At 48.2% G+C, this 22068-nt stretch carries 22 protein-coding genes; 18 read left to right on the top strand and 4 right to left on the bottom strand.

Features of this window, described 5'->3' with window-relative positions:
• From F4X88_12745 to F4X88_12730, 4 genes are all read right to left on the bottom strand, one after another.
• Nucleotides 1-334 (bottom strand): hypothetical protein (locus tag F4X88_12745; GenBank protein MYA57159.1); only part of this gene is annotated, 334 nt, incomplete at its 3' end.
• Between the two features lie 119 nt (nt 335-453).
• Nucleotides 454-1275, bottom strand: coding sequence for a phosphoenolpyruvate hydrolase family protein (locus tag F4X88_12740; protein ID MYA57158.1), 822 nt, complete (start codon nt 1273-1275; stop codon nt 454-456).
• Between the two features lie 218 nt (nt 1276-1493).
• Complete coding sequence (locus F4X88_12735; GenBank protein ID MYA57157.1) at nt 1494-2888, bottom strand: sulfatase-like hydrolase/transferase; 1395 nt, start codon at nt 2886-2888, stop codon at nt 1494-1496.
• A gap of 120 nt (nt 2889-3008) precedes the next feature.
• The gene (locus F4X88_12730; GenBank protein ID MYA57156.1) at nt 3009-3815 is read right to left on the bottom strand and encodes a phytanoyl-CoA dioxygenase family protein; all 807 of its coding nucleotides are present in this window, start codon (nt 3813-3815) and stop codon (nt 3009-3011) included.
• A 194-nt stretch (nt 3816-4009) separates the two neighbouring features.
• Between F4X88_12730 and F4X88_12725 the strand changes: the two genes are divergently transcribed.
• The 18 genes from F4X88_12725 to F4X88_12640 all read left to right on the top strand — a co-directional run bounded on the left by F4X88_12725 (nt 4010) and on the right by F4X88_12640 (nt 21922).
• Nucleotides 4010-4642, top strand: coding sequence for a transcriptional regulator (locus tag F4X88_12725; protein MYA57155.1), 633 nt, complete (start codon nt 4010-4012; stop codon nt 4640-4642).
• A gap of 47 nt (nt 4643-4689) precedes the next feature.
• Nucleotides 4690-5280, top strand: a complete 591-nt coding sequence (locus F4X88_12720; GenBank protein ID MYA57154.1) for a 4Fe-4S dicluster domain-containing protein — start codon at nt 4690-4692, stop codon at nt 5278-5280.
• A 59-nt stretch (nt 5281-5339) separates the two neighbouring features.
• A complete protein-coding gene (locus tag F4X88_12715) occupies nt 5340-5894 on the top strand; it encodes a hypothetical protein (protein ID MYA57153.1) in 555 nt (184 codons plus the stop codon).
• 147 nt (nt 5895-6041) lie between these two features.
• The gene (locus F4X88_12710) at nt 6042-6473 is read left to right on the top strand and encodes an ATP-binding protein (GenBank protein ID MYA57152.1); all 432 of its coding nucleotides are present in this window, start codon (nt 6042-6044) and stop codon (nt 6471-6473) included.
• A gap of 201 nt (nt 6474-6674) precedes the next feature.
• Entirely contained in the window at nt 6675-7019 is a 345-nt protein-coding gene (locus F4X88_12705) for an STAS domain-containing protein (GenBank protein MYA57151.1), read from the top strand.
• A gap of 58 nt (nt 7020-7077) precedes the next feature.
• Nucleotides 7078-9021, top strand: coding sequence for a SpoIIE family protein phosphatase (locus F4X88_12700; GenBank protein ID MYA57150.1), 1944 nt, complete (start codon nt 7078-7080; stop codon nt 9019-9021).
• A 294-nt stretch (nt 9022-9315) separates the two neighbouring features.
• The gene (locus F4X88_12695) at nt 9316-10302 is read left to right on the top strand and encodes a DUF58 domain-containing protein (GenBank protein MYA57149.1); all 987 of its coding nucleotides are present in this window, start codon (nt 9316-9318) and stop codon (nt 10300-10302) included.
• 211 nt (nt 10303-10513) lie between these two features.
• Nucleotides 10514-12661, top strand: coding sequence for a VWA domain-containing protein (locus F4X88_12690; protein ID MYA57148.1), 2148 nt, complete (start codon nt 10514-10516; stop codon nt 12659-12661).
• Between the two features lie 46 nt (nt 12662-12707).
• Complete coding sequence (locus tag F4X88_12685) at nt 12708-13625, top strand: phytanoyl-CoA dioxygenase family protein (protein MYA57147.1); 918 nt, start codon at nt 12708-12710, stop codon at nt 13623-13625.
• Entirely contained in the window at nt 13615-13839 is a 225-nt protein-coding gene (locus tag F4X88_12680) for a hypothetical protein (GenBank protein MYA57146.1), read from the top strand. The genes F4X88_12685 and F4X88_12680 overlap by 11 nt, the downstream gene beginning before the upstream one ends.
• A gap of 145 nt (nt 13840-13984) precedes the next feature.
• Complete coding sequence (locus F4X88_12675) at nt 13985-14740, top strand: ribonuclease PH (GenBank protein MYA57145.1); 756 nt, start codon at nt 13985-13987, stop codon at nt 14738-14740.
• The gene (gene rdgB, locus F4X88_12670) at nt 14715-15302 is read left to right on the top strand and encodes an RdgB/HAM1 family non-canonical purine NTP pyrophosphatase (protein ID MYA57144.1); all 588 of its coding nucleotides are present in this window, start codon (nt 14715-14717) and stop codon (nt 15300-15302) included. The genes F4X88_12675 and rdgB overlap by 26 nt, the downstream gene beginning before the upstream one ends.
• 194 nt (nt 15303-15496) lie before the next feature.
• Nucleotides 15497-16054, top strand: coding sequence for an elongation factor P (gene efp, locus F4X88_12665; GenBank protein ID MYA57143.1), 558 nt, complete (start codon nt 15497-15499; stop codon nt 16052-16054).
• 55 nt (nt 16055-16109) lie between these two features.
• Nucleotides 16110-16634 (top strand): acetyl-CoA carboxylase, biotin carboxyl carrier protein, encoded by a 525-nt coding sequence (locus tag F4X88_12660; GenBank protein MYA57142.1) that lies wholly within the window; start codon nt 16110-16112, stop codon nt 16632-16634.
• A 105-nt stretch (nt 16635-16739) separates the two neighbouring features.
• The gene (gene accC / locus F4X88_12655) at nt 16740-18098 is read left to right on the top strand and encodes an acetyl-CoA carboxylase biotin carboxylase subunit (protein ID MYA57141.1); all 1359 of its coding nucleotides are present in this window, start codon (nt 16740-16742) and stop codon (nt 18096-18098) included.
• Nucleotides 18099-18196: 98 nt separating this feature from the next.
• Nucleotides 18197-19846, top strand: a complete 1650-nt coding sequence (locus F4X88_12650) for a CRTAC1 family protein (protein MYA57140.1) — start codon at nt 18197-18199, stop codon at nt 19844-19846.
• Nucleotides 19847-20122: 276 nt separating this feature from the next.
• On the top strand, nt 20123-20407 hold the full coding sequence (locus F4X88_12645) for a helix-turn-helix domain-containing protein (protein ID MYA57139.1): 285 nt from the start codon (nt 20123-20125) through the stop codon (nt 20405-20407).
• A gap of 96 nt (nt 20408-20503) precedes the next feature.
• Nucleotides 20504-21922: a tetratricopeptide repeat protein gene (locus tag F4X88_12640; GenBank protein ID MYA57138.1), complete on the top strand. Its 1419-nt coding sequence runs from the start codon at nt 20504-20506 to the stop codon at nt 21920-21922.
• Nucleotides 21923-22068: the final 146 nt, after the last annotated feature.

Raw genomic sequence — 22068 nt, 5'->3', positions numbered from 1 at the left:
CTTGAATCCAGTTGCCGATCGTCAGGATCGCAGCAGCACGGAGTTGAGGTTGACCCTGCGGCATCCGTTTGGCAGGATCCTTGTCAAGGAGTCTCCGATAAAGTTCAGATTCAATCGGTTTCCCCGGAACAACCGCTCCAGTGTCAATGAGTGCTGTGTGTTCAATGACGATTTCCTCAGTAAACGCCCCATTGGGGCCGTGGCAGTTGAGACAACTTTGCTGAAAAACCGTGTATGCTTGCTGGGCAAGATTTTCCTGGGCATCTACCGTTTGGTAACCGAAGATGAGTATCAACAGACACACAAGTGCGCTGGAAAGTTTCCAAACCTTCATAATCTCTCCTAAGGGATCTGATCTGTCCGGATTTCGTAGCGTCCCCTCGTCAGTATCTGTTATGAGGGGCACAGACTCACAGTCCATGCTACAACGATAGCAACTCACTTAATTTTAGTCTATTCCTTAAATGAAGCCGTTACCCGCGGAATGCTCTCTTCGCAGGCGAACCGCTCAATACTGGATGCACCCACGAAGCCAACGGTGTCTGTTTTTTCATTGATAAATGCCGCCTCTGCTGCCTTCGAGATGGGACCGCCGTGTGCCAAGCAGAGGACATTTGGGTTTATGACTGTTGCCGCGTCGCAAATTTCCTGCACGCGCACCGCCGCGTCTTCAAGCGTGAAAGCCGTTTCCGCTCCGATCGTGCCGCCGATCGTTGTCCCCATGTGCGCAATGATAACGTCCGCACCGACCTTCGCCATATTTTCTGACTCTTCCGGGTTGAAAACATAGACGATGGTGAACAGATCCATCTCGTGCGCGATACCGATTGTTTCTACCTCTTTGTAGAAACCCATCCCGGTCTCTTCAAGCGTTACCCGAAAAGTTCCGTCAATCACGCCAACGGTCGGGAAGTTATTAACCCCGTCGAATCCGACATCTCGGACCTGTTTGAGGAAGTTGCTCATCCGGCGCGTCGGGTCGGTGCCGTTTACGCCAGCGATAACAGGGGTCTCTTTGACAACGGGTAGGACTTCACGCTCGCCCATCTCCATGACGATGGCGTTCGCGTCTCCGTAAGCTAAGAGTCCTGCACAGGAGCCGAACCCTGACATCCGATAGCGACCGGAATTGTAAATCACTATGAGGTCGGCGCCCCCTTGTTCGGCAAATTTTGCGGTGATCCCTGTGCCCGCACCCACAGCGAGTAAGGGTTTATCTCTATCCAATTCTGTTTTCAGTCGTTCTAAAACCTGATCTCGTCTATAATCTGGCATGTTTTAACTATTCCTTGCGGCTTTTTAATTATTCCTTGCGGTTAAATGACGTGGGATTGAACTTTGATCTGCCTCTCTTGAATCCGCTCTCCATTTCATTACGAGCTGCGCTTTTAATCCTATGAAGACGACAGATTACACCCCTCAGAAAGCCCACTGCTGGCGAGGTCTCCCAACATCGTCCGATAGCGTAAAATCTACAACCGATGGCTACTTAACTATTCATCCCGAGATTTCGCCTGTAAACGTGCCGCTGCCCCCGCATCCCCGATGTGCATCGTGTTGTATGCCTGCTCGGAGGTTTTGAATGGACCGACACCTTTGTGCCCGTGCCAATCCCCCTGTGTCATAATCGGGTTCGTCAAGCCAGTCTCCTGTTCTCGCTGAAGAATCCAACTCTTCATCCGTGTTTCGAGCACATTGACAATGTCCGGATGCGTATCAACGAGATTATTGTTTTCATCGGGGTCTTGGATGAGATTGTAGAGTTCAACGGGTGGCTTGAAATGGAAATCGGGTTCAAGCGCAACGATCAACTTCCATTCAGGGGTGCGCCAACCGTGCTTTCGCATCCATGTGCATTCTGTGATATAAAATTCACTGTCGTAGGAGGTAATCTCACCGTTCATCAAGGCGGTAAGACTCTCTCCGTCGAATGCGATGTCTGTTTCGATATCCGCTAATTCAAGGAGTGTCGGCACGAGATCCTTATGTTGATTGTATCCGGCAACCCGTTTTCCGGTAGGCACCCGTCCAGGATACCGGATAATCAATGGCACGTGCAAGGTGACATCGTAGAGTCCGTGATGATCGAACCAGCATTCATGGTCGTAAAGGGTTTCGCCGTGATCCCCGTTGATAACCACGATAGTCTCGTCCAACACACCCCGCGTTTCAAGAGCGTTAAAGAGCGTCTGAATACACGCGTCCATATAGGCGATTGCGCCGTCGTATTGGGCGATGACGTAATCTTTATCGGTAATTCCGGGTGGCATCCATGAAGCGAAATAATCACAAAACGGTTTAAACGTCATCACGGGTTCCATGGAGGTATTGCTTGGGTCGCATTCGTCCCCGTGGTAGAACATCCGTTCATAAGGTGCAGGCGGTAGGTAGGGGGAGTGTGGGTCCATGTGGCGCAGGAACAGGAAAAACGGTTTTTCGTCGCTCTGATCGATCAGCCGATTCAGTTCAGGGAGGGTTGTTTTGTTGAGGTTTTCCGCTTTCGGACTCCGACCGCTCTCATCGGGTCCCCATCCCGAATATTCAAGATAGGTGTCAAACCCACGGGCACTGGGTCCGCCGAATCCGACACAGGTGGTGTCGTAGCCTTCATCTCGCAGGATTTCTGCCAGCGTTTTAACCTCTTCACGGAGCGGTCCTTGATGCCGCAAGGCGACAACCTGCGTGCTGAACGTATCCAAACCGGTCAGCATTGATGCATACGCACTCGTTGTTGGGATGTGCGGGCTATACGTTTTCTCAAAGAGAGTACCATCCGCTGCAAACCGATCAATATGTGGTGTTGTCAGTCGATCATACCCGTAACAACTCATGTGTGTCGCGAGCAGTGAGTCAACTCCCAATAATACAATATTTGGCTGTTTTGCCATTTTTAAATGTTCCTTGCGGTTAAACGATGTGGTTTGGACTTCCTCGCTCTCCTCTTCGGGAGCCGTCCCTCCACTTCGTTTCGGGCTTGGTTTTTTGGTGGAAATCTCACAGATTTACCTTTAAGCGTCTTGGTCTCTATGCCAAATGAGCGTATTCTGTTTGTCGTTGTTAAGGACATCTCCAATTTCAAGAGACGCAAAATAGTCCTCAGGCAAGATATTCTTTTTCCCGTTGAAAGTGCATCCATCGGGCATGAAACCACATGTCATCGCTCTGCGGTGATGGATTGTCATGTTCGCGCCAGCACCGTGGGCAACGAGACCGTTATGCCAGACAATAGAACCTGCGGGACAGGGCGCGCACTGCGGTTCAATCTGTTTCCATTCCGGGTAGACGTTAAACAGTTCACCGATGTTTATTCCAATGCCAACGTTATCAAAGCGGGCTGTTTTATGCGTGCCGGGGAGATACCACATACATCCGTTTGCGAGTGTGGCATCGTCCAGCGCAACCCAGAACGAGACGGCATCGCGTGAATCAAAGGACCAGTAAGGGACATCAAGGTGCCATGCGGTGGGATTCCCATGGGGTGGTTTAATCAGTGCCTGATCGTGCCAAATTCGCATGCCATCAACACCAGCTAACTGCGCTGCCATCTTACCGAGTCTCGGATCGTGCACGAGTTTCCGCATCCCAGGGTGCGTGTCCGACAAGCGGAGGCACTGTGTAAAAACGCGTGCGTAAAACTGCTTGGCATCCATCTGGTTTGTCATAAACTCCACTGAGTTTCCGAGGCGTTCCTCAACAGATTCATCGGTGCAACGGCGCCACTCCGCCAATTCCGCAGCGTCCAGAAAGTTCTCAATGGCAAGAAATCCGTTCTTCTGATAAAAATTAATTTGTGATTCGGTGAGTTCGTTCTGCATCCTTATTTTCTCCTTTCAATCTTTTTAGGTTCGACCTGCGCTCAGGTTCCTTCATCAAATTGTATCACATACGCGATAAATAGACAAAAGAAAAATAGTGGGTTAAATCTTGAATTGAAACGTCCAATTGTGATATAATTTTAAAAAATGATGAAATAAAGTAATGTTTGCAAGCTTATCCTGCGAGGGAACCTATGAATTGTGAAATGAGTGAAACCCGAATGCGAATCTTGCAATTGCTGAAAATGCGTGCCGGCATGACAGTCGGTCAGCTGAAAGAGGCACTCCATATCAGTCAGATGGGGATCCGACAACACCTCACTATACTTGAAGCAGAGGGGTTGGTCAAGCATTACCGAGAGAAGCAGGGACGCGGTCGTCCACCTTATATCTACCAATTGACCGATGCGGCAAATAGTCTCTTCCCCACGACTTACGCCAACTTTGCTGTTGGGTTGATGCATGAGGTTGCCAAATTCAACGGACCCGATTTTATCAACCAAGTCTTCCGAGGCCGGATGAAATCGCAGTTGCAGACGTATCAACAACGCCTTGAAGGGAAGGCGCTGTCTGAACGCGTCAAGGAACTTGCCCATATCCGTGATGAAGAGGGGTATATGGCGCGGTTTGACGAAGATGAGAACGCTTACGTTTTAACCGAACATAATTGTCCTATAGCCTTGATCGCGCAAGAATACCCACACGTCTGCGAGATTGAAACGGCACTTTTCCGACAATCTTTGGGGGCGAAAGTCGTCCGAGTGGAACACCTTATGCAAGGCAGCCATAAATGTTGCTACCGGATTTCTAAAGCCAAGGAAGAGTAAACTGCTGCGCGACCGCGGAACACGACTCTCACGGATGGAACCTAAAGATGCCTGATGAAACGGGGAGACGCGGCTTCTTCAAGGAAGCCTTGAATCAACTCATACAACCTGTCGCCGAATTTCTGGATGACAAGGTAAGTGAGCATTTGCCCGCCGAGCAACCGAGTAACCGTCCACTTCTTCGCCCGCCCGGCGCGTTGCCTGAAGTGGAATTTTTAGAAACGTGTCATCGGTGTGGCAATTGCGTCAAGAACTGCCCGGCAAGCGCTATTTTCCCTTTACAGACCCCCCAACCCGACATCGCGAATACACCTTATATCGATCCCGAGGAACAACCCTGTGTCATTTGCGATTCATTGGCGTGCATGTATGTCTGTCCGAGCGGTGCTTTGCAAACCGTTTATGCCGAAGATATTAAAATAGGTTTGGCAGTTTTCAGTGCTGAAACCTGTCTTCGGACGAAAGATGTGGCGTGTACTTACTGTGTCGATACCTGTCCGATAGGTGAGGATGCAATTCATTTGAGGTCGGATGGCGTTGTAGAGGTTATTGATGCCGGATGCACAGGATGCGGGGTATGTCAATACGCCTGTCCAACTTCACCAAAGTCGATCGTTATTGAACTTCTCGTTGAATAAGATGTCAAATATTGGTTTCGAGGCTATCTGGTTGTTCGTCGCCCCTTCCCGCAAGAAATATGTCTGTACTTATACAAATACTTATGCAGGGGACTTTAGGAGGTCAAACCCTACGCGATATCAAACCCCCCTTAGAAATGCCGCAGCATCTACTGCCCTATTTCATCAGTGGCACAGTGATACTCGGTTTTGTAGCTGCCCTGCTATGGCACACCCTTCAAAAACGGCGTCAACCCCTGTCTACCTCTGTAACGGATGAGACTGAGACCCCGTTGGCACATGAGGTAGCATACGAAAAACTGTCGGCGATTGAGGCATCGGATTGGCTAACACGTGGCGACATGGAGACGTATCATACCCAAATTGCTTATGTTCTCCGCCAATATATCGATGCACGTTATCAAATTCCAGCGTTGGAGTTGACAACAACGGGAGTGCAACAGGCGATGCTACGCGCTGAAATAGCGGCTCCCCATGTTGAACGAACGCGACAATTACTCGCCAACTGTGATATGGTAAAATTTGCAACCTATCAACCGGAATTAACAGAGGCATCTGTCCGGATAGCAGACGCCCGTTGGATTGTTGATGAAACAAAGTCGCTGGTGCCATAAAATTCTTGACATAATTTGAAAAAATATAGTATTATGTTAATTAAGTTTTTCATGAACCTCTAATTTCCGGAAAGTGCCAACTTAGGTGCACAAATTTTATCGGCTTCTTAATATAAACATAAGCCATAGCAAGGAGGTAAAATTAGCGTGTCAAATGAACACAAAGTACTCCTCACTATACCGATGTATCCTGATATGGAACTTGCCGCGGCGAAAACCGGTTCTGTCCTCGCTGAATTGAAGGACTTCAACGAAGAAGCGGTTGAGGAGATCCAACTCGCTATCATTGAAACTTGTATTAACGCTTCTGAACATAGCCAAAGTGACGATAAGGAAGTACATATCCAGTTTTTAGTTACGGACGATCGGTTGGAAGTCAAAATTACGGATCGAGGCGTCGGTATAACTGCAGATACACTGGATGGCACCCGCTTACTGGGTAGACCTACTATGCACCCGGATTTACGTAAGCGCGGAAGAGGCTTACAAATTATTAGGGCTTTAATGGATGAAGTGGTTATAGAAAGCAGTCCTAACGGGACGACTGTTAGTTTCACGAAAAAGAAGACACCGCCATAGGTTGCTGTGCCGTTTTTGCGCGAACCTATAGAGGAAACCTGTGAGACAATATACCAACGGGGCAATTTTGAACCCATTGCGGACAATTTACGAAATTGTGTTAAATGTGCTGTTAAAACGACACGTTTTTCTAATATATCACGTTTCCGTTTTGGGGAAACCGTTCACAAGTCCATGTAAGAACTTAAGGAGGTAAGCGATTTGTCGGACAAACTTGATATTCAAATTCGCGAGGCTAAAGAGCATGCGGTCATTGAAACAACAGGATACCTGAATGATGCCCTCGGAGAACAACTTGCCGAGAGAGCACAGTCACTCATTCAGAATGGTTGTACGCAACTTGTAATCAACCTTGAAAAAACAACACTTATTAACAGCATCGGTATATCTATACTTATTGAGATTATAGAAGCCCTCACTGAACGGGAAGGCACCCTGAATTTCTGTGGATTGTCTGCCACACAGGAGCGCACATTCCGTATGATGGCAATTGCTAAATACGCAGGTATCTTTCCAGACGAAGAATCTGCGATTGCCAACCTGTAATTTTTTAGCATAAATTTCGATGTAAAAATGAAAACGAACGCCATTTGGATGCAACACTATGAAAGATCCAAGCCAGCTTATATCAGGAGACAGTTTGCAAGTCCATAAGACACAAAGTACCGCCGAACAGACGATGGAGCGGCTTATCTTCAGCCTGTCCGAGTTAGAACACTTGGGACAAACGTTGATCTCTGGACACAGCAACTTTAATCATTCAAGTAAAACTTATCTCCGTATCACGCTTGGAACTCTGCAAGTGACGCGCGGCGCGATACTCCGTCACCACCAGACGAGACAGAATCTTGAAGTTGTTGCCGCATCCCCAGATCAAGTATTTGCCCCTATCACTGTTGAACCCGGTGAAATCGAGGAATTGCTGCAACATCCATTCATTGAGAGTGCAAACCTTCCAGAACCTCTTGAACCCTTCTTCGCCCGGACTGCAAAGTTCGTCGAAACTATTGATATACGTCTTTGGGTGCCTCTGAAGATTCACGATGAATTTCTCGGAATGATCGGTTTGGGGAGTTTTTTGGGCAGAGAAGTATTGGAAACATGGGAGATGGAATTGTTAACAACCCTCGCCCACCAAATCTCGATCGCCATCGCTTATTCGCAAATGGTGGAGGGTGTTCAAAGCGAAAAATTCCGATTGTTCATGCTCGCTGAAAGCGCGCCGCAAATCTGCCAACTCCTACAACCTGAAGCCGCCGCAGAACAGGTAGTTCATCAGGCTGTCTCCCTCTTAGACGCTAATGCGGGGGCACTCATGCTCACGCACGCGGAACGTCAAGAACTCAAGATGCACTACACTTTTCCGGAAACATTGGTTGAAAGTTCCACACCCGATGCCGACCCTAACGGACTCGTTGTTCCTTATGGTGAAGAGGCACCCATATCCTTGGAAACAACGTCTGTAGACATGCTGAAGTCTGTCGTCACGGAAGGATTGCCAGGACACTGCCCGCCAAAATCCGATACGCTTTTCGGCGGAAAGAATTTGATGGCGGTCCCTATCCCGGGACGCGATGGGGACATTCTCGGGATCCTCGTTGTTGGCGATAAAGAGGAACGTGGCGGTAGCATCGCGCCCTTTACCGATGAAGATGTTATCTTACTGGATTCTTTTGCAAAACAGGCAGGCGTCGCTATTGAAAACGCCCACTTACATCAAGAAGCACTTGAGGCACGCCAGTTGCAAGCGGAAATGGAGGAAGCCCGCAAGATACAAGAGAACCTCATTCCGGAGACGCTCCCTGACATTCCGGGATACGAAATTGCTGGGCATTATGAGCCGCGCGGTCCCGTTGGAGGCGACTACTATGATTGTATCGCTTTGTCGACGGGACATTGGGGACTCGCAATCGCAGATGTTTCTGGAAAAGGAATGCAAGCAGCACTTCTCATGGCAACCCTCCGGGCAGGGCTTATCTCTGAATTGTCACGGGGAAATGGTGCCGCAGTGGAAGATTCAGGAACACCCAATGACCTCAGTGTGTCCACCCTATATACTGAACTTACCGAAATGGCTTTGACGCTTAACTCGCTCCTTTACGCCAGTGGCACAGCAGAGAAATACGCTACTTTTTTCTACAGCCATCTTAACCCAGAAACGGATGTCCTGACAACGCTCAATGCGGGACATAATCCGCCACTGCTCATTAAAAAGGATGGCACCTATAAGTGGTTGGGTGAAGAGATTGGTGGTATTCCACTCGGGATGTTCCCGAACGATATGGTTTCAAACATCGCTGAATATGAAGCCGAGCATGTTCAACTCACAAGCGGTGATGTCGTTATATATTATACAGACGGTGTGACAGAAACCGAGAATGTCGACGACGAGTATTACGAGGAGGACCGACTCGTAGAGGATTCCAAAGCGTGCAAGGATTCTGATGCTGAGGGTATCTTGAAATATCTTCACGACGCAGTTATGGGGTTTCAGGGGGAAGCCGATCAGTTTGACGACCTGACCCTACTTATTTTGAGGAAACAGTAGTAGAATAGATGTAGGTGCGTAGCCCGTAATGAAATTATGTTTCCTTAAATGGCATAATTTGTAAATGGCATAATTTGTCTTTGCTTTACATTTGGAGGGCGGATATACGGGAAGGTTTCTAATTATGGACCCTGGGCGGCGTTTCCGTTGTCAACGCCGATCTAAAATCGTTAAAAAACCTGCTTTAGGTTATGAAAGGTTCGTTAACAATTGGAAGACTGCAAGGACAACGGACGCAGCAGCTCAGAAGCAATCGTTAAAAACCTGACCGAACCGCAAGGGAAATTAAAAAATATGCAACAAAGTCCGGCAGGGCGCTCATTTTTGGATCCAGCAATCCTCGCCCGAATCGGGAACCTTGAATTGATTGCAAAATTTGTGGTTGAAGGCTTTATTTCTGGCCTCCACAAAAGTCCGTATCACGGATTCAGCGTCGAATTCTCGCAGTACCGACAATATATGCCAGGAGACGATCCGAAACATATAGATTGGAAAGCCTACGCCCGCACTGATCGTTATTATATCAAACAATTTGAGGAGGAAACCAATCTCAATTGTTACCTACTCTTGGATGCAAGCGAGTCTATGTTGCATCCGATAGATGAGGCACAAGTGGATGATCCGACTATAGAGGAGAGTGGCACAGGTCAAAAACTCACAAAGTTGCGATACGCAAGTTTCCTCATCGCGTCACTTGCCTATTTTATGGCGAAGCAGCGGGACGCTGTTGGGTTTGCGTACTTTGATGATACACTTCGTCAATATCTTCCCGCTCGAAGTAGCACATCGCACTTGCATTCGATTTTGCTCACATTGGAGACGCTACAGACCGCAAAAAGCACGCGGATGGGGATGCCTTTGCATCAAATCGCAGAACGTCTAACCAAACGCGGTTTAGTCCTCTTCGTCTCTGATCTCTACGATGCGGGTGATATAGATGGACAGTCAGAAGTCATCGAAGGTTTAGAACACCTCCGCTATGAGGGACATGAAGTCATCGTTTTTCATGTTCTCGCGCATCAGGAACTCGCATTTGCTGACTTCGAAGCAGGGAGGAGTGCAGAGGCACTCATCCGTTTTATCGATTCCGAAAATGATGCTGAAATTATCACAACGCCACAAGCGATTCAGGAGAGTTATTTGAATAATTTCAACGAATTTCTTGATACTTATAGGCTCGCTCTACGGCAATCGGATATTGATTACAACATGATAACAACAGCAACACCAATTGATTTAGCACTGGCATCCTATCTCGCTAAGCGGCAAGGAGTCCTCTAATTTATCTCGAAAAGGTTTTTAATTTTACCTTGCGGAGTAACGAAGTGCTTTTGGACATTGAAACCCGTTGCGCAAATCCGCCTGCGCCGATGTTGCAGGCTATGGGTTTGTTTAAAGAGCGCATAGCCCGTAATGTAATGGAGGGCGGATATACGGAAATGAAAGTTATTTATCCAATACACCTGACCGAACCGCAAGGAATAATTAAAAATTGTTTGGATTAGGAATTTTAGCCCCCTTATTCGCAGTAGCAGGTGTTGTCGGTGCCTCAATTCCACTCATTTTGCATCTGTTGAACCGGGAACGTGCAAGACGGTTGGTGTTCGGTACCATCCGTTTCATCCAGATGTCGCACCAAACAAACGTGAGACGGCATAAGTTGAAACGGTTATTGCTGCTGCTCATGCGTATTTTGATATTGGCACTGCTCGGTTTTGCGTTTGCGCGACCGTTTTTCGCCGAAGCACCAATCATTGCGCAGAAAACGGGTGGTAAACGAAACGCAATTGTTATTCTGGATATCTCCTATAGTATGCAATATGAGCAGGTATTTGAGAACGCAAAAAGGGAAGGTATCGCAATTCTTGACGGGCTTGATGCAACCGATGCCGCGGGGCTTATTCTTTCTTCAGACCGGGCGCGTGTTATCGCCCCACTCGGCTCAGAGTTCTCACACATTAGAACGGCTTTGAACAAGGCAGAAGCCACTTATAAACCTACAGATTATTTAGACGCACTGCAAACGGCTGACGAAATACTTGCATCTATTCCTATCGGTGAAAAGCAGATTTATGTCATCGCGGACATGCAAAAGCGGGGATGGGAAAACTTCATCGAAACGGACAAACTTAACCCGGATGTCCAAATCCAGTTTATCGATGTCCATCCTGAACAACCGCAGAATTTCGCGATAACAGATCTCAATGTTCCACCTGTTATCCTGAAGGAACAGCAAGCCTCCTACTTGGTGGCACGCGTCCGTAATTTCAGCGATGCGGCAGTTGAAAATCTACCGATTCGTCTGTTCGTAGATGGAAATATGATTCATACCGTGCAGCTTGACCTTGAACCGGACGACCTCGCAGATGCTGTTTTCAGGATAGACTTTCGAGACGAGGCGACGCACACAGGTTGGGTGGAATTGCCGGAAGACGCACTTCAGGTTGACAACAAACGCTATTTCACGTTACAAAGTCTGCGGTCAATCAGGGTTCACGCCGTTAGGGACAAACCGCGGACGCAAAGCCCGCAGCAGACAATGGGAACGTTTTTCATGAAAATGGCGTTTACCGCAGGACGTGATGCGGTGCCTATTGATTTTACCGAATCGAGTTCAGTGCCCAGCGCTGCGACACTCGATCGCACTGATGTTCTGGTGCTTGCCAATGTAGCACAGATCTCTTCCGACGAAGCCGGACGTGTGGCGACTTACGTTGCTGCAGGCGGTGGATTGATTGTGACAGTAGGCAATAACATAGATGCTGCTGTCTATGAACAACGGTTTGGGGGTGAGATAGGTTTGATGCCCTGTAACTTCGTCCGCCCCGTTGGCGACGCTCTTGATCGTCAGCAATTCCGTGTCCTCGCGACGGTGAAGTACGAACACCCGATTTTCGCGCCGTTCAAAGAACCGAACCATGGCGATTTCGGTAAGGCGCGGTTTTATAGAATTTTTCAGGCGGTACCCACGGAAAATGCTACTGTCATTGCCTCTTATGATGATGGCAGTCCTGCACTCTTCGAGAAGCCTTACGGGAACCTCGGGCGTGTGCTCTGTTTTACCTCGACCATAGACCGAGAATGGAACGATTTACCGATTCGCGCGGTTTATTTGCCTTTCTTGCATGAAACTATTAAGTATCTCGCACTGAAAGACGCAGAAACGCTACCGGATTACCGTGTAGGCGATACTATAGACCTAAAGGTTTCAGAAACTGAGAATGAGAGTATAACAAAGAACAGAGCAATCGCTATCTTCAATCCAAACAGCGTTGAGACGCGTTTGGGACGGAACAAAGATGAAACACCTACAGCACAGAACACGCCACAAAGCAGTGTTTTATATACAGACACTGCAATACCCGGTATCTATTCAGTTCATAGGTCGGGCACAGAAGTTACAGACTACTTTGTCGTCAACGTTGATACCACGGAGTCGGATCTTGCGGCACGCGATGTTGAGGAACTCGCAAGTATGTTGAAAGGCACGGCTGACGAACTCGTTGAAGATAAACCGACAGCAGAACTGGTGGCGCAATATAATGAGGATGTAGAGAGGAATCAAAACGTATGGATCTATCTCATGTTTGCAGTCTTTGCCTTAGCAATAACAGAGATGTTCCTCGCCAACCGTGTTTAACGCATCGGATTTGGATGAAACCCACGATAGGAGCAATGGATAAAAAATGAACTTTGAACCAAGTGCACCAATTGAAGTGCCACAAATTATATCTGAGGAGCAGATCCAGTTTTTCATCAATAACGGGTATCTTATTGTCCCAGATCTGCTTTCTCTGGATGAGGTAGCGGAATTGCGGCAGGACACTGTTACGCTCGCTAAAGGGGGATACCCGTGTGAAACCCTCCAACCGCTTCCTAAGGACATGAGCGATGACGAGGCGATTGGACGCATCCTTTGCATTCATCAACCTCATTTCGTCAGTCCAATTATCGAGAAGTACGTCAAGCACCCGAAGATCTGTGGTATCCTGAGTCAGATAACGGCTGCACATCTACCCCACTGGGACGGCAGCGTCAAGTGTATGCAGTCGATGCTCTTTGTAAAACCGCCCAATTTTCAAGGACAAGCATGGCATCAGGACGAATTTTATATTCCGACCCGCGATCGCTCCCTGATCGGTGCGTGGACGGCAATGGACGATGCCACCATAGAAAATGGATGTTTATGGGTGCTTCCCGGCTCACACCGTCGAGGGTATCTCTATCCGCAGAGATACCATGAGAACCCAGATGAGTTCGATTTTGCCTGGGAGAGTTACGGGTTTGATGATGGAGATGAGGTGCCTGTTGAAGTTACAACCGGTACATTGGTGTTTTTTAACGGGTATCTACTCCATCGCTCTCGTAAAAACCGTGGAGAGACATATCGCAGGGTTTTAGTGAACCATTACTGCAATTCATGGTCGCTGTTACCTTGGTCGATTCAAGACGGAGAACGTCCCGCAAGTGCTGATCGCCGATGTGTCATTCCGGTCTCTGGTGTCGATCCCTACGCATGGAAAGGCTATGATGACCCACCGGAAAATGTCCACTTGCGAACCTGCAAAGCCGTTGATGAACTGGAGTCATTAGATGCAAGTTGAAATTGAACGTTTTTCCGACCTTAGGCAAACGTTGGAAACGATGATGCAGCGGATTGAGGTAGGCGAAGATATAATGGAACAGTTAGATCAGATTAACGCACTCTCTCAAGCGCTTGCACCGACAGCTCCCAAGATGCTTCTGCACTATCTGGAGCGGAAGAGTTACACAAAAGCATTAGCACTTCTGGAAACTTTTTTTAACGATTGCCTCTGAGCTGCTGCGTCCGTTGTCCTTGCAGTCTTCCAATTGTTAACGAACCCTTCATAATCTAAAGCAGGTTTTTTTACCAATTTTAGATCGGCGTTGACAACGGAAACGCCGCCCAGGGGCCCATAATTAGAAAATAGGAAAGAAAAATATGGTAAGAGAGGATGGACGCACCCCCGATGAGCTGCGTCCTGTCACAATAAAACGGCACTATATCAAACATGCCGAAGGCTCTGTTCTCGTGGCAACCGGAGACACTCGTGTTATATGCACTGCCTCTGTGATTGACCAGCAGCCGCGTTTTATGCGTAATCAGCGTATCAAAAAAAAGGGATGGGTGACGGCAGAGTATTCCATGTTACCCCGCTCCACTTCCGAACGGATGCAACGTGAGACAAGCCGGGGTGTCGGTGGGAGAACACAGGAGATCCAACGTCTTATCGGTCGTTCCTTACGTGCCGCTGTAGATTTGTACGCCTTGGAAGAGCGGACGGTTTGGGTTGATTGTGATGTTATTCAGGCGGATGGTGGGACACGCACTGCCTCAATTACGGGTGCCTTCATTGCGCTCTGGGATGCCTGTCAAGGACTTATTAAAAGGAAAAGAATCAAAAATTTTCCGATTATCGACAACATTGCCGCCACAAGCGTCGGACTGATCGATGGTCAACCGATGTTAGACCTCTGCTATACGGAAGACTCAACAGCAGATGTTGATATGAACATTGTGATGACAGGGAGCGGAAAATTTATAGAGATACAAGGCACCGCAGAGGAGAAACCCTTTTCGCGTACCGAGTATGACCAAATGCTGGATCTCGCCGTTGGCGGTATACAACAACTTGTCCGACTCCAGAATCGGATGATGTTGGAGAATTTAGATGAAGCTCATATTGGCGACGCGTAATCAAGGTAAAGTCCGAGAACTCACAAACATGCTTTACGGTGAAGCGAATTCCAAACAACAGATCGAAGTTATCTCTTTGGAAAATTATCCAGATGCCCCAGAGGTGATTGAGGATGGAAAAACGTATGCGGAGAATGCCATTAAGAAGGCATCTGTTATCGCTGCGTATACGTCCCATCTCACCCTCGCTGACGATGCGGGACTGGAGGTAGATGCGCTCGACGGCGCGCCAGGCATTCACTCGAAACGCTGGGCGGGTGAAAACGCAACAGATGAGACCCGGATCGCGAAACTCCTTCAGGCACTTGAAGGTGCCGCCAATCGGCGGGCGCGGTTCATCGCTGCGATTGCGGTGGTCCATCCGAATGCCAACCCCGAAGTGGTGCTCGGTGTTTGCGAGGGACACATCAGGCATGATCCTGTGGGAGAGAGCGGTTTCGGCTATGATCCCGTGTTTGTACCTGATGGTTATCATCAGACTTTCGCAGAATTAGGAGAAGAAATAAAAAACAGGATTAGCCACAGAGCCAAGGCGTTGGAACAAGCAATCGCCTTGCTTTGATTATTACTAAAAGAGGGGAAATCACGATCTGCTAGAGTATCAAATCGGAAGATATTACGCAGACTTAACTTTAGATATTATGTATCTGAAAAGATACAATAGGCATATATATCTTTACAATTCACATTATTTTACAAGAAGGCAGGCTTTTCGACGCCATGTTGAAGCATGGCGTTTTCAGCCTGAAGAATTTGATGGCAGCACTTAACGATTTACGCAACGGGTTGGTTATCCGACTCAATGATACCATTTATACCATAGTCAACTGTGAGCATGTCAAGCCGGGGAAAGGGGGTGCCTTTGCACGCACCAAAATCAAACGCGTTTCCGACGGCGCCGTCTTGGACAGGACGTTTCGTTCAAATGAAAATGTCGAAACCGTCAGACTTATGGATCACCAGATGCAGTATATGTACCGAGACGGAGAGGCATTGTGGTTTATGGATAATGAGACATTTGAACAACACACACTCCCTGTAGAGCTCATAGGAGATGATTTGAAGTTCCTAAAAGAAGGGGAAACGGTCACGGTTAAAATGGAAGGGGTCGTCCCACTTGCCGTTGAACTTCCGAACTTTGTTGAACTTCAGATCGTTGAGACCGACCCAGGATTGCGAGGCGATACTGTCAGCGGCGGTTCAAAGCGTGCCACGCTGGAGACAGGCGGTGTTGTTAATGTTCCTTTGTTCGTTCAGAACGAAACGCGTATCAAAGTTGACACGCGCACCGGCAAATACGTAGAAAGGATATAGTAGTTGTCGGTGCGTGTTGTGTAGCAATACGCACCGACACCTATTAAAAAAAGAAATGCGTCAAAACAGATCCAAGGATAAATCTGAATCTGCTGAACAAAACAACAATGATCTCTTAGAAATTGTTGAACAGTTGGCAGAAATTCTTGTCCGCACCGACCTTTCCGGAGTCCGCGTCCTCCGGGACAACGAGTTTGAGATAGAGGTTTCCAGACATCGCGGGAATCCCGTCGAATCCGAACAGTCCTCACTACGTCCCGCAGAGACGAACAGGGCAGCAGGTGCGCCGCAGGTTCCTGTAGAGACCCCTGATACCGAAGGTGCTGCGCAGGCACATAACACCTTCATTAGTGCACCTATGCCTTCGCGCTTCTACCGCTCCCCCGCCCCTGACGAACCGGCTTTTGTAAAAGTTGGCGATATAGTTGCAACGGGTGAACCCGTTGCCGTCCTTGAAGTCATGAAAACTTACAATCCCGTGGAAGCTCCATTTAACTGTGAGATTTTAGAGATTCTCGCTGAAGATGGCGAGGCAGTTGAATATGCACAACCGCTGTTCCGAGTGAAGCAGGCTTCTTAATTTTAAGAGTCTTTGAAAATCGTCCATCTCCTCAGTCGCGTTGGGCTTCACCAGACACCGTTGTGGAACATAGTGGAACAACGCCCAGATTCGATAGTTTAAAAAATGATAAAAAAAATACTGATAGCAAATCGCGGTGAGATTGCTGTCCGCATCATCCGTGCTTGTAAAGACATGGGGATTAAAACAGTCGCGATATACTCAACCGCTGATGAAGACGCACTCCACGTTAAATACGCAGACGAAGCCGTCTGTATCGGTCCACCCCCCTCAACTGAGAGTTATCTCAAATACTCGAATATTATCACTGTTGCGGACTATGCGAATGTCAATGCCATCCACCCTGGTGTGGGTTTCCTCGCTGAGGACGCGCAATTTGCGGAAATTTGTGAGGCGCATCAGATACAGTTTATTGGACCCTCCATCGCAGACATCACTACCATGGGTGATAAAGTGAAGGCACGTGAAACTGTCGCGAAAGCCGGACTTAAACTGATACCCGGAAGTCAGCGGGGTAGGCGGAAAAATAACAAAAAGGGAACAGTTGACACCGCCGAGGAGGCCGCGCAGCTCGCCGAGAAAATCGGATACCCTGTCGGGATCAAAGCCGTGGCTGGTGGGGGCGGTCGGGGCATCCGAATCGCCGAAAATCAGCCGAGTCTCCTTAACCTCTTTCACACTGCGAAAGCAGAAGGGGAAGCGGCCTTTGGGAATGGGGACGTTTACATTGAAAAGTGGATTGAAGAAGCACGACATATTGAAGTCCAAATTCTCGGCGATACCCACGGCAACGTCGTCCATTTCGGTGAACGGGAGTGCTCTATCCAGCGTAAACAACAGAAACTCTTGGAAGAAGCACCCGCTGCCTCAATTCCATCGAAACTTCGCAACGATATCTGTAAAGCCGCCGCAAAAGCCGCAAAAGCGATCGGCTACACGAATGCCGGAACCATTGAGTTTGTTGTGGATAAAGACGATAATTTCTATTTCTTGGAAATGAACACACGCATCCAAGTCGAGCATACTGTCACTGAGTGTATCACGGGCATTGACCTCATCAAAGAACAGATTCGGCTCGCGATGGGAGAGCAACTCGGATATAACCAATCCGATATTCAAATCCAAGGACACGCGATTGAATGCAGAATTAACGCCGAAGATCCAGCAAATCAGTTCATGCCTTCACCCGGTCTTGTCACAGCCTACGATCCTCCAGGCGGTATCGGCATCCGGGTTGATGGGTACCTCTACACCGGGTATACTGTTCCATCGCACTACGATTCACTCGTGGCGAAACTCATCGCAATGGGTAGGGATCGAGAAGAGGCGATTGCGCGGTTGAAACGTGCCTTGTCTGAGTTCAAAATTGAAGGTATTAAGACCACGATTCCGCTCTTCCAGAATATCCTCAACGATGAACGCTTTCTTAGCGGAACTATTTTCACGAATTTCTTAGAAACATAGAAGGAAGTTAGAAAGTGTTCTAAAGTCAGTAAAGTTGGGGAGTTTGTAGATATGCCACAACAACTTTAGCACACTTTGGTACACTTTAGGCACTTTATATGCATTCCATCTTTGCAACACTCGCAATTTTTATTCTGACACCCCTCACTGTAAACGCTGTTACCTTTGTTGATGTCACGAACGAAGCCGGTATCCGTTTCCAGCATTCAAGCGGAACCCGTTCCAGTCTGCTCCCAGAAGATATGGGTTCCGGTGCAGGCTTCGCCGATATAGATAACGATGGAGACATCGACCTTTACATCGTCAATATCCCGGGTCCCTTTACACAAGATGGAAAGAATAATAAAGGGAACACCAATGTCCTCTATCTTAACAACGGTGACGGCACATTTACGGACATCACGCGTGCCGCAGGTGTTGGGCATCAAGGATTTGGCATGGGGTGCGTTTTCGCAGATTACGACGGTGATGCCGACCTCGACCTTTACCTCACTAACTATGGTGAGAATGTCCTTTATCGGAACAACGGAAACGCCACCTTTACCGATGTGACGGACGCTGCTGGCGTTGGATGCGAATTGTGGAGCACGGGTGCCGCCTTCGCAGATGTAGACGGCGACACCGATTTGGACCTCTACGTTTGCAACTATGTCACATACAACTTAGAACAGTTGGAACAGATGAAGGAGGAGTCCCTACAATCAGGGAAACCTGTGCCCAGTGCCTTGAACCCGCATGTTTTTGAACCACAAGATAACGTCTTCTATCGTAACGACGGGGACGGGACTTTTACCGATGCAACCGATGAAACGGGCATCGCGGCAGGAGGCGGTAGAAGTATGCAAGCCGTCTTTAGCGACTTTGATAACGATAACGACCTGGACCTTTACGTCGCTAATGATACCACCACAAACCATATCTATCGCAACGATGGCAGTGGAAACTTTACGGATGTCAGCACTGCGTCGTGGGCAGCGGATTTCCGCGGTTCTATGGGACTCACCGCTGGCGATTACGATGCCGATGGGGATATAGATCTCTTTATGAGCCATTGGGTGGACGAAGAAAACGCGCTCTATAGAAATTTGTTCGCAGAGGATGGTGCCACTGGACAGATCAGATTCGTAGATGAATCCTATACGTCCCTGCTTGCTGAAGAAAGCATTAAACAGATCGGATGGGGCACGACCCTTTTTGACTATGACAATGATGGAGATTTGGATATCTTTGTGACGAACGGCAGCACCTTCCAAGAACTGAACCGTCCAGAGGTGCTTATCCCTCAGCCTGATATGTTGTTCCGAAACAATGGAGACGAAACATTCACCAATGTGAGTCAAGAGGCAGGCATCGCGGCATTCCCTATCCGCGTCGGTCGTGGTGCAGCGTTTGGAGACTATGATAATGATGGCGATGTCGATATTTTTATTGTCAACAACCATGCTCCGCCGACACTGTTGCGGAATGAGGGCGGAAATCGCAACAATTGGGTCTATGTCAAACTTGTGGGAACAGGCACAAATCGGGATGCCATTGGCGCGAAAATTCAGGTGAAAACGGCGGATCAGATGCAGATCCGAGAAATTTACGCCGGTGAGAGTTACATGTCCGCTAACAGTTTCGTCGCGGAATTCGGCGTGGGAGATGCGACACAAATTGAGACCTTACAGGTTACGTGGCAGAACGGAGAAACGCAGAAACTTCATAATGTTCCAGCAAACCAGCGAATCCGTATAACACAAGAATAGCCATCAGCCATCCGAAAGCATAGGAGAAAGTTCGCAAGTGTACTAAAGTGAACTGAAGTGTACTAAAGTTGAAGGGCATCGTCTAACAATCCCAATGCTTTCGCTTTGGGTCCAGGGGGTTCGGAAGTCTACCGACACTGAAAAAAGATTTGACAAATAGGTGCTTTTTGTGGTATAATTAGAGTATCAAGTTGGCAGACATGTTCAGCAGAATCGCAAGGTTCTGTGTCTGCCTACCCACTGAACAAGGGTTAAAAACTTGATACTTGATATACCATGATAAAGACACACAAAATTGCCTTACGCCCGGACAGGGTTCAGATTGCATGGTTTTACCAGCAATGCGGTTATGCGAAGTTTGCATATAACTCAGCTTTGTCTGATTTTAAGGCGGAACTCTCAGCGGATAACTTCTTGTCCATGTATGACCTTAACAAACGCTTTAATCAGAAGAAGAAAGCGTCCGATTGGACGCAAGCCCAAGATCAGCGAGCCGCGATGTATGCCGTCCATAGCCTCGGTAAAGCGATTGATAACAAGGTCCATAGACCGAGACACTAACGCAGCACTCAATTTAAGAACGCTCGCCGCGGGATACGCGGAGAGTTAAAACGCTTGTGGAGTTTCTATAAGTCCTCCACTTGCGGGAGGCGCGAAATGACGAAACAAGAATCCCACCGCTTTAGCTGTGGGAGTGTCAACATCCGTTGCTATCTATTCATTCCTATACTCTTAATCCTGCTTGCGTGCGGAGGGGATCCCACGATTGAGCGCGGCAAAGCCTTTCTTAAAACAGGCGACACTACGTCTGCCATTCAGCAGTTTCAGGCAGCACTGAAGCAGAATCCTTCCAACGCCGAGGCTTATTATCAACTCGGTTTGGCGTATGAAGGATTAGGAGATGCTACGCAAGCCGCCACTGCATTCAGAGATGCTACAAAATTGGCACCGAAACGTGCAGAAATAACACTCGCCCTCGGGCGCGTCTATTGGCACTGCGGTAACCGTTCCGTTGCCCTCACCGAATTTCAAAGTCTGCTGAGCGGCTCCCCAAAAAAGGAAATCCTCCTTCAGATAGCGGGTCTCACAGGAGACACCTACCACGTCCAGCGGATTCGCACTGAAGGCAGCGACGACTACGAGCAGACCTTCACTGAAAAAGGGAATATGATGACGTTTACCGCAAAGTATACCGACGATTATAGTCCCGCAATTTCACCCGATGGAAAATGGCTTGCTTTCGCTTCAAATCGTCTCGAGAATGCTGAGTTGTATCTCATGGATCTGACGACTCGCACGCTACAGCAGCTGACACATACCGATGAACTTGATGAATACATGCCCGCTTTTTCACCCGATGGTAAATCCATCGCCTTCGTTTCAGAACGGACACGTGGCGGTATGATGCTCCCATCTGTCCAAGCGAGTGGTTCCGATCCGAGGACTGCGACGATCTACCTCATGGATGTTGATGGAAGAAACCAACGCCCACTCATCGATATAGAAGGTGCGCAGCGCGCCCCTGTCTTTTCACCGGATGGGCAACAAATCGCCTTTGAATCCCGTAAGGACGAGGTCACCTCGCCTGCGGAGAATAATGATACCTTAGAAATCCACATTATTCATATCGACGGCACCAACAAGAAGCAACTGACGCATAACGATGTAGATGATGGACATCCCACGTGGGCACCCAATGGAAAGCAGATCGTTTTTACCGGAATGGTGGACGACATCTACCAACTTTTCAGTGTCAATGCCGGAGGTGGCTCAGTAAAGCAGCTAACTTTTGAGAACGCGAGCCACTATCATCCCGCCTTCAGTCCAGATGGCAAACGGATACTCTATGTCTCGAACGCGCATAACCGTTATACGCTCTGGACGATGAACGTAGACGGCACAAACAAAACGCAACTTACAAACCACATCGGCGCCCATTTTGAACCGAGCCTCTCAAGAGACGGAAAAACGCTCGTATTTAGTTCCGACCGTTCCGATCACATGCGGATCTATCTCATGGATTTCACAAAACCCGTTCAAATACAGGCGTTGAAGGCAAGGCTGGCAGATTTTTAATTTTACCTTGCGGAGTAACAAGCGGGATAGGGACCTTGAAGGGGGTTGGGGTAGATCCGCCTGCGCCGTTGTTGCAGGCTATACGCTTTGGATAATAAGAAAGATAAAGAGAATACCAAACTTGTAGCCCGTAATGAAATGGAGCG

The organism is Candidatus Poribacteria bacterium, assembly GCA_009839745.1.
In the GTDB taxonomy this organism is placed as follows: domain Bacteria; phylum Poribacteria; class WGA-4E; order WGA-4E; family WGA-3G; genus WGA-3G.
The sequence above is the reverse complement of the archived record's forward strand: the minus strand, read 5'-3'. Positions and strand labels throughout refer to the sequence as shown.

Excerpts from the sequence above, each read along its gene's own strand:
- F4X88_12715 (MYA57153.1), top strand. The coding sequence starts at position 5,340 with ATGTCTGTACTTATACAAATACTTATGCAGGGGACTTTAGGAGGTCAA.
- F4X88_12675 (MYA57145.1), top strand. The coding sequence starts at position 13,985 with ATGGTAAGAGAGGATGGACGCACCCCCGATGAGCTGCGTCCTGTCACA.
- F4X88_12720 (MYA57154.1), top strand. The coding sequence starts at position 4,690 with ATGCCTGATGAAACGGGGAGACGCGGCTTCTTCAAGGAAGCCTTGAAT.
- F4X88_12685 (MYA57147.1), top strand. The coding sequence starts at position 12,708 with ATGAACTTTGAACCAAGTGCACCAATTGAAGTGCCACAAATTATATCT.
- F4X88_12660 (MYA57142.1), top strand. The coding sequence starts at position 16,110 with ATGCGTCAAAACAGATCCAAGGATAAATCTGAATCTGCTGAACAAAAC.
- F4X88_12640 (MYA57138.1), top strand. The coding sequence starts at position 20,504 with ATGACGAAACAAGAATCCCACCGCTTTAGCTGTGGGAGTGTCAACATC.
- F4X88_12700 (MYA57150.1), top strand. The coding sequence starts at position 7,078 with ATGAAAGATCCAAGCCAGCTTATATCAGGAGACAGTTTGCAAGTCCAT.
- efp (MYA57143.1), top strand. The coding sequence starts at position 15,497 with ATGGCAGCACTTAACGATTTACGCAACGGGTTGGTTATCCGACTCAAT.
- F4X88_12695 (MYA57149.1), top strand. The coding sequence starts at position 9,316 with ATGCAACAAAGTCCGGCAGGGCGCTCATTTTTGGATCCAGCAATCCTC.
- accC (MYA57141.1), top strand. The coding sequence starts at position 16,740 with ATGATAAAAAAAATACTGATAGCAAATCGCGGTGAGATTGCTGTCCGC.
- F4X88_12735 (MYA57157.1), bottom strand. The coding sequence starts at position 2,888 with ATGGCAAAACAGCCAAATATTGTATTATTGGGAGTTGACTCACTGCTC.
- rdgB (MYA57144.1), top strand. The coding sequence starts at position 14,715 with ATGAAGCTCATATTGGCGACGCGTAATCAAGGTAAAGTCCGAGAACTC.
- F4X88_12645 (MYA57139.1), top strand. The coding sequence starts at position 20,123 with ATGATAAAGACACACAAAATTGCCTTACGCCCGGACAGGGTTCAGATT.
- F4X88_12740 (MYA57158.1), bottom strand. The coding sequence starts at position 1,275 with ATGCCAGATTATAGACGAGATCAGGTTTTAGAACGACTGAAAACAGAA.
- F4X88_12650 (MYA57140.1), top strand. The coding sequence starts at position 18,197 with ATGCATTCCATCTTTGCAACACTCGCAATTTTTATTCTGACACCCCTC.
- F4X88_12725 (MYA57155.1), top strand. The coding sequence starts at position 4,010 with ATGAATTGTGAAATGAGTGAAACCCGAATGCGAATCTTGCAATTGCTG.
- F4X88_12730 (MYA57156.1), bottom strand. The coding sequence starts at position 3,815 with ATGCAGAACGAACTCACCGAATCACAAATTAATTTTTATCAGAAGAAC.
- F4X88_12680 (MYA57146.1), top strand. The coding sequence starts at position 13,615 with ATGCAAGTTGAAATTGAACGTTTTTCCGACCTTAGGCAAACGTTGGAA.